The organism is Bacillus sp. MYb209, from assembly GCF_002975175.1.
GTDB lineage: Bacteria > Bacillota > Bacilli > Bacillales > Bacillaceae_G > Bacillus_A.
The window spans coordinates 1-7,632 of the sequence record NZ_PCNZ01000068.1 but is presented as its reverse complement, the minus strand read 5'-3'; the positions used below and the strand labels follow the sequence as shown (position 1 = coordinate 7,632).

6 protein-coding genes, 1 rRNA gene and 1 other annotated feature are annotated in these 7,632 nt (G+C 38.1%); of the genes, 6 read left to right on the top strand and 1 reads right to left on the bottom strand.

Annotated features, from left to right (window positions below):
• Window positions 1-109 (top strand): 5S ribosomal RNA (rrf, locus tag CQZ94_RS29535); the annotation flags it as partial.
• Between the two features lie 34 nt (window positions 110-143).
• Here the strand turns inward: rrf and CQZ94_RS29530 are convergent.
• On the bottom strand, window positions 144-1,145 hold the full coding sequence (locus CQZ94_RS29530) for a YaaC family protein (protein WP_105588285.1): 1,002 nt from the start codon (window positions 1,143-1,145) through the stop codon (window positions 144-146).
• Window positions 1,146-1,260: 115 nt separating this feature from the next.
• Between CQZ94_RS29530 and guaB the strand changes: the two genes are divergently transcribed.
• The 5 genes from guaB to serS all read left to right on the top strand — a co-directional run bounded on the left by guaB (window position 1,261) and on the right by serS (window position 7,405).
• Window positions 1,261-2,724, top strand: a complete 1,464-nt coding sequence (gene guaB / locus CQZ94_RS29525) for an IMP dehydrogenase (RefSeq protein ID WP_105588284.1) — start codon at window positions 1,261-1,263, stop codon at window positions 2,722-2,724.
• Between the two features lie 113 nt (window positions 2,725-2,837).
• Window positions 2,838-4,148 (top strand): serine hydrolase, encoded by a 1,311-nt coding sequence (locus CQZ94_RS29520; RefSeq protein ID WP_181149576.1) that lies wholly within the window; start codon window positions 2,838-2,840, stop codon window positions 4,146-4,148.
• Between the two features lie 159 nt (window positions 4,149-4,307).
• Complete coding sequence (pdxS, locus tag CQZ94_RS29515; RefSeq protein WP_002107268.1) at window positions 4,308-5,195, top strand: pyridoxal 5'-phosphate synthase lyase subunit PdxS; 888 nt, start codon at window positions 4,308-4,310, stop codon at window positions 5,193-5,195.
• An 18-nt stretch (window positions 5,196-5,213) separates the two neighbouring features.
• On the top strand, window positions 5,214-5,804 hold the full coding sequence (pdxT, locus tag CQZ94_RS29510; protein WP_105588282.1) for a pyridoxal 5'-phosphate synthase glutaminase subunit PdxT: 591 nt from the start codon (window positions 5,214-5,216) through the stop codon (window positions 5,802-5,804).
• Between the two features lie 54 nt (window positions 5,805-5,858).
• Window positions 5,859-6,079 (top strand) — a binding site (T-box leader).
• A gap of 51 nt (window positions 6,080-6,130) precedes the next feature.
• Window positions 6,131-7,405, top strand: a complete 1,275-nt coding sequence (gene serS, locus CQZ94_RS29505; protein ID WP_105588281.1) for a serine--tRNA ligase — start codon at window positions 6,131-6,133, stop codon at window positions 7,403-7,405.
• Window positions 7,406-7,632: the final 227 nt, after the last annotated feature.

The following is a 7,632-nucleotide window of genomic DNA, read 5'->3' as shown; positions in this document are numbered from 1 at the left end:
ATGATGGCAGAGAGGTCACACCCGTTCCCATACCGAACACGGAAGTTAAGCTCTCTAGCGCCGATGGTAGTTGGGACCTTGTCCCTGTGAGAGTAGGACGTCGCCAAGCAAGATAAAACACGAGTCATTTGACTCGTGTTTTTTTATTTCCCATGAAATAGGTTAGATTCCGTTAGTAAAAATGCTGAAATATAGTAAGGGATTTTTTGAGCAGAAATATTGAGAAATTGATAAATAAATGGATAATCTTCAGATCCATAGCTTCCAAGTAAGTCATACCACCAATCTGTTTCATACCTAGAAATCATGCTTAAATTATAGAGCAATAAATAATGAACAAGGAGCTCAGGCAACACTGGCTTAGAGTTTCTAGGGTCGGTCGTAAGTGGTAAATAATAAGTGTCAGTAAGATGCTCGTAGTATAAAGGTGTGCTATACATAGGATTCCATGATTGAATAGGTGCTGAAAAAAGCACATTTAATTCATTATTTTTCTCAGGTACGTGTTGTATTGATAAATGCTTACAAGCTGTTTCGATGTAACGGGAAAATCTCTCTTTAGTCATATGTAGTCGATCTAGTATGTTGACTGAGAAGGAGAGCTCATTTTTATTTGTTGAATCGATTTTATATAATGTTGTTCCTTTTTGACTATAGCGAAATAAATGTTGTAGCTCAGGGATTTTTCCCATTAGCTCTAACATATTAAACTTTTCTGTTTCCAAGTGTTTCATGTGAAACAGTTGTTCTGCCGCGTGAGTAAATAGTCCATTTTTCTGTATTTTCACCTCATCTTCTAAAAATTGATATCCTTGTTTTTTTCGTTTACGGGTTGTCACTCCATGTGCTAAAACGGTTGTTGATTCTGGATAGTTTGGATTAATAGTTAATAAACAAGCTTTAAAAAGTTGCCCCATTCCATAAAATAACAGCATTGGTTGAATGGAAAATGGTGCTGTTTTATATAATTCATAATAATTTTTACCGTGTTCTAAGTAATAAATAAATGGATAACAATTTTCAAAACTTTTTTTTTCGGCATCCTGAATCGAGGATTTTTCATAACAACGGGCAAGATAATGTTGTACGTTTTGAGATGAAAAGAAGAAACTTAATTGCTGCCAAGCACAAGGTGTATGATGCATATATTACGCTCCTTTTATTGTCTAAAAATTCTAACATATTAATACTTTCTTGACAGTATTTTAACCAATTGATAAGCTACTAATAATAATTTCTGGTATCATGGGGGGAACAATTATGTGGGAATCTAAATTTGTTAAAGAAGGTTTGACTTTTGATGATGTATTACTTGTACCAGCAAAGTCAGATATATTACCAAGAGAAGTAAGTGTTAAAACAGTTTTATCTGAAAGCTTACAGTTAAACATCCCGTTAATTAGTGCAGGAATGGATACAGTAACAGAAGCTGATATGGCTATTGCAATGGCTCGTCAAGGCGGTTTAGGAATCATTCATAAGAATATGTCTATTGAGCACCAGGCAGAGCAAGTTGACAAAGTAAAACGCTCTGAAAGCGGCGTTATTTCAGATCCATTCTTTTTAACTCCAGAACATCAAGTATATGATGCGGAACATCTTATGGGAAAATACCGCATCTCAGGTGTACCAGTTGTAAATAATTTAGATGAGAGAAAATTAGTTGGTATTATTACAAACCGTGATATGCGCTTCATCCAAGACTACTCAATCAAAATTTCTGACGTAATGACAAAAGAACAGTTAATTACAGCCCCAGTTGGTACTACACTAGGAGAAGCTGAAAAGATCCTACAAAAGTATAAAATTGAAAAGCTTCCTCTTGTTGATAATATTGGTGTATTACAAGGACTTATTACAATAAAAGATATTGAAAAAGTAATTGAATTTCCAAACTCTGCAAAGGATAAGCAAGGACGCTTATTGGTTGGAGCAGCAGTTGGTGTAACGGCTGATGCAATGCTTCGTATCGATGCATTAGTAAAAGCGAGTGTAGATGCAATTGTACTTGATACAGCTCATGGACATTCTCAAGGTGTTATTGAAAAAGTAAAAGAAGTTCGCGCTAAATATCCAGCGCTAAATATTATTGCTGGCAATGTTGCTACAGCTGAAGCAACAAAAGCATTAATTGAAGCTGGTGCAAATGTAGTTAAAGTTGGTATTGGACCAGGTTCTATTTGTACAACGCGTGTTGTAGCTGGAGTTGGTGTACCACAATTAACAGCAGTTTATGATTGTGCAACTGAAGCTCGTAAACACGGCATTCCAGTTATTGCAGATGGCGGTGTTAAGTACTCTGGTGATATGGTTAAAGCTTTAGCGGCAGGAGCACACGTTGTTATGCTAGGTAGTATGTTCGCTGGTGTAGCTGAAAGCCCTGGAGAAACTGAAATTTACCAAGGTCGTCAATTTAAAGTATATCGTGGTATGGGTTCTGTTGGAGCAATGGAAAAAGGAAGTAAGGATCGCTACTTCCAAGAAGGAAACAAAAAACTTGTTCCAGAAGGTATTGAAGGACGAGTACCATATAAAGGACCTTTAGCAGATACAGTTCATCAATTAGTTGGTGGATTACGTGCAGGTATGGGATACTGCGGAGCACAGGATTTAGAATTCTTACGTGAGAATGCGCAGTTCATTCGTATGTCGGGTGCTGGTTTACGTGAAAGCCATCCTCATCACGTACAGATTACAAAAGAGGCTCCAAACTACTCATTATAATGTCTTATATGTAAATAGACGGAGATTTGATATCTCTGTCTATTTTTTTTTGATTATGTTAGAATAACGGTTATGTGAGTACATAGATATTGGGGGTAGCAAAAGTGAAAGGTATGTTTTGCAAGAGATTCATTGCGTTGGTAACAGTGCTTACACTAGCTTTTGGCATGTTTGCACCATATAGCAATGCATCAGCAGAAACAGGAGCTGCTTTAAACATTGAAGCCGGTGCAGCGATTTTAGTTGAAGCGAATTCTGGGAAAATTGTATATCAAAAGAATGCAGATGAATTATTATCAATTGCTAGTATGACAAAGATGATGAGTGAATATTTAGTGAATGAGGCAATATCAAAAGGGAAACTGAAGTGGGATCAAAAAGTTAAAGTTTCTGAATATGCATATGAAATTTCACAAGATCGTTCATTATCAAATGTTCCGCTAGAAAATGGTGGTTCTTATACGGTAAAAGAACTGTATGAAGCAATGGCAATTTATTCTGCTAATGGAGCGACAATCGCTTTAGCTGAAGCAGTGGCAGGAAAAGAAGTTGATTTCGTAAAAATGATGAATGATAAGTCGAAAGAGTTTGGATTAAAAAGCTATAAATTTGTCAACTCTACAGGCTTAACGAACAGAGATTTAAAAGGGCAACACCCTGAAGGAACAACTCCAGAAGAAGAAAATAAAATGTCTGCAAGAGATGTTGCGATTTTAGCACAACATCTTATTAAAGACTTTCCAAAAGTATTAGATACAGCTAAAATTCCAAAAAAGGTATTCCAAGAGGGTGGAAAATACCCAGTTAATATGGATAACTGGAATTGGATGCTAAAAGGCTTAGTTAAGCAATATGATGGTGTAGATGGCCTGAAAACAGGATCAACTCCAGAAGCAGGAGATTGTTTTACTGGTACGGTCGAGAGAAATGGGATGCGTTTCATTTCTGTAGTTATTAAAACAAATTCTCATACGGCAAGATTTGATGAGACGAAGAAATTATATGATTATGGCTTTGCTAACTTTGAAATGAAGAAAATGTATGAAAAAGGTTCTTCGGTCAAAGGAAAAGAAACAGTAAGAGTTGAAAATGCGAAAGATAAAGATATAGCAGTTCAAACGAAGCAAGCTGTTTCACTTCCGGTGCCAAAGGGAAGTAAAGACGTTTATAAAACAGAATTTAAAGAAGGAAATAAGGGACAAGAAGCACCTATGAAAAAGGGAGTTGCACTTGGCCAAATGGTTGTAACGTCTAAAGATAGTAATGACCCTGGATTTTTATCAGGAAAATCATTACAAGTAGACCTTGTAACAAAATCTGAAGTAGAAGAGGCAGGCTGGTTCACACGTTCTATGCGCGGAATCGGTTCTTTCTTTAGTGGTATGTGGAATAGTGCTGTTGATACAGTAAAAGGTTGGTTTTAAAAGCTCCTCATTGTAGGAGCTTTTTCTTATTCCCATTTTTCATACCGACTTTATGAAAAAGTAGTGGACAAGCATCAGATAGTTAGTGGTAGAATGTAAGAGTATTCTTAATTTTCTTCTTTAACGGGGAAAGCAATTCACCTAGGGGGGTTTTTGTACATGACAAATGTAACAGGGACAGAACGTGTAAAACGTGGAATGGCAGAAATGCAAAAAGGCGGCGTTATTATGGACGTAGTTAACGCTGAGCAAGCAAGGATTGCAGAAGAGGCAGGCGCAGTTGCTGTTATGGCATTAGAGCGTGTACCTGCAGATATTCGTGCAGCAGGTGGCGTTTCTCGTATGGCAGATCCAACAATTGTTGAAGAAGTTATGGGTGCTGTGTCAATTCCGGTTATGGCAAAATGCCGTATCGGTCACCTTGTAGAAGCACGTGTATTAGAATCATTAGGGGTAGACTATATCGATGAGAGTGAAGTATTAACTCCTGCTGATGAAGTATACCATTTAAATAAACGTGATTACACAGTTCCGTTTGTATGTGGTTGCCGTGATATTGGAGAAGCTGCACGTCGTATTGCAGAAGGTGCATCTATGCTTCGTACAAAAGGTGAGCCTGGAACAGGAAACATTGTAGAGGCAGTGCGTCATATGCGCCAAGTCAATGCAGAAATCCGTCAAGTTGCAAATCTACGTGAAGATGAGTTAATGACATATGCAAAAAATACTGGTGCTCCTTATGAAGTACTACTTGAAATTAAACGCCTTGGTCGCCTGCCAGTTGTAAACTTTGCAGCAGGTGGTGTAGCAACACCAGCAGATGCAGCGTTAATGATGCAACTTGGTGCTGATGGTGTATTTGTTGGATCTGGTATCTTCAAATCAGAGAACCCAGAGAAATTTGCACGTGCAATCGTTGAAGCGACGACTCATTATGAAGATTACGAACTAATTGCAAGCCTTTCTAAAGGATTAGGTAATGCAATGAAAGGTGTCGAAATTTCAACGTTATTACCAGAACAACGCATGCAAGAGCGTGGATGGTAATTAAAGGAGATCTTTAAAATGGTGAAAATCGGTGTACTAGGTCTTCAAGGTGCCGTTCGTGAGCATGTGAAATCAGTTGAAGCAAGTGGTGCAGAAGCTGTGGTTGTAAAGCGTATAGAACAACTTGAAGAAATTGATGGTCTTATTTTACCAGGCGGTGAAAGTACAACAATGCGCCGTCTTATTGATAAGTATGCTTTCATGGAGCCTCTTCGTACATTTGCGAAGTCTGGTAAACCAATGTTTGGTACATGTGCAGGAATGATTCTTCTTGCGAAAACGCTTATTGGCTATGAAGAAGCACATATTGGTGCTATGGATATTACGGTTGAGCGCAATGCGTTCGGACGCCAAAGAGATAGTTTTGAAGCTGCACTTTCAATGAAAGGTGTGGGAGAAGACTTTGTTGGTGTATTTATCCGTGCTCCGTATGTTGTAAATGTAGCTGATGATGTTGAAGTACTTTCTACGCATGGCGAGCGAATGGTAGCGGTAAGGCAAGGGCCGTTTTTAGCTGCTTCTTTCCATCCGGAATTAACGGATGATCATCGTGTAACAGCATACTTTGTAGAAATGGTAAAAGAAGCGAAAATGAAAAAAGTTGTATAAGTAACTTGCAACTTGTATAAGATTATAGTAAATTGATGGTAACAATTTTATAAAATAAGCGTGTTGATAGGAAGTAGTAACAGATGTTGTTTCTTATAGAGAGTCGATGGTTGGTGGAAATCGATAGAAACAGTTTGTGAATCCATCCTGGAATGGAATGTGGAATATCTTTTGATTAGTAAGCATTCCCGGTGAAGAGCCGTTATTTCTACTTGAGAGGAAAGCGGTAATGCTTTCAACTAGGGTGGCAACGCGGGTTAACTCTCGTCCCTTTGTATAGGGACGAGAGTTTTTTGTGTTTTATAAAATAAAAGGAGGAGTATATAATGCTTGATATTAAATTTTTACGTACGAATTTTGAAGAAGTAAAAGCAAAATTACAGCATAGAGGCGAAGATTTAACGGATTTTGATCGCTTTGAAGAACTTGATACGAGAAGAAGAGAGCTACTCGTTCAAACGGAAGAACTAAAAAGTAAACGTAACGAAGTATCTCAACAAATTTCAGTATTAAAGCGTGAAAAGAAAGATGCGGAAGCTTTAATTCTAGAAATGCGTGAAGTTGGGGAAAAAGTAAAAGATCTTGATAATGAGCTTCGTACAGTTGAAGAAGATTTAGAAAGATTAATGCTATCTATCCCGAATATCCCTCATGAATCTGCTCCAATAGGTGAAACAGAGGATGATAACGTAGTAGCACGTACTTGGGGAGAAGTGAAAGAATTTACTTATGAGCCAAAACCACATTGGGACCTTGCTACTGATTTAGGGATTTTAGATTTTGAACGTGCTGGGAAAGTAACAGGAAGCCGATTTGTATTTTACAAAGGTGCTGGTGCAAGATTAGAACGTGCCTTGATTAGCTTTATGCTTGACCTTCATACTGATGAGCATGGATATGAGGAAGTATTGCCTCCTTATATGGTAAACCGTGCAAGTATGACAGGAACAGGACAACTTCCGAAGTTTGAAGAAGATGCATTCCGTATTGAAAGTGAAGATTATTTCCTAATCCCAACAGCTGAAGTACCTGTAACGAATATGCATCGTGATGAGATTGTGAGTAAAGAGCAATTGCCGATACGATATGCTGCGTTTAGCTCATGCTTCCGTTCTGAAGCAGGTTCAGCTGGTCGTGATACACGCGGTTTAATTCGCCAACACCAATTTAATAAAGTTGAACTTGTGAAGTTCGTGAAACCAGAAGATTCTTACGAAGAGTTAGAAAAATTAACAAATGATGCAGAGCGCGTGTTACAATTATTAGAGTTGCCATATCGCGTTATGAGCATGTGTACAGGAGATTTAGGATTTACAGCAGCGAAGAAATACGATATTGAAGTATGGATTCCAAGCTATGGTACATATCGTGAAATTTCTTCTTGTAGTAATTTTGAGGCCTTCCAAGCGAGACGCGCGAATATCCGTTTCCGCCGTGAGCCAAATGGCAAACCGGAACATGTTCATACACTAAATGGATCTGGTCTTGCAATTGGACGTACAGTGGCAGCTATTTTAGAGAACTACCAACAAGAAGATGGTACAATTATAATTCCAGAAGTTCTTCGCCCTTATATGGGAGGAAAAACAGTTATTAAATAAGTTAAAACATTCATCGGTATGAGTGATTGGTAAGTATGGACGTTGTCAGCAGTGTCATAAAGGAGAGGGAAAGTAAAATTTTCCTTTCCTCATAATTTATTATAGTAGGGTTGACTAACTGTTTTTCTTTTGATATTATATTTGATGTCAATATGGAGGTATACCCAAGTCTGGCTGAAGGGATCGGTCTTGAAAACCGACAGGCGGCGAGAGTCGCGCGGGGGTTC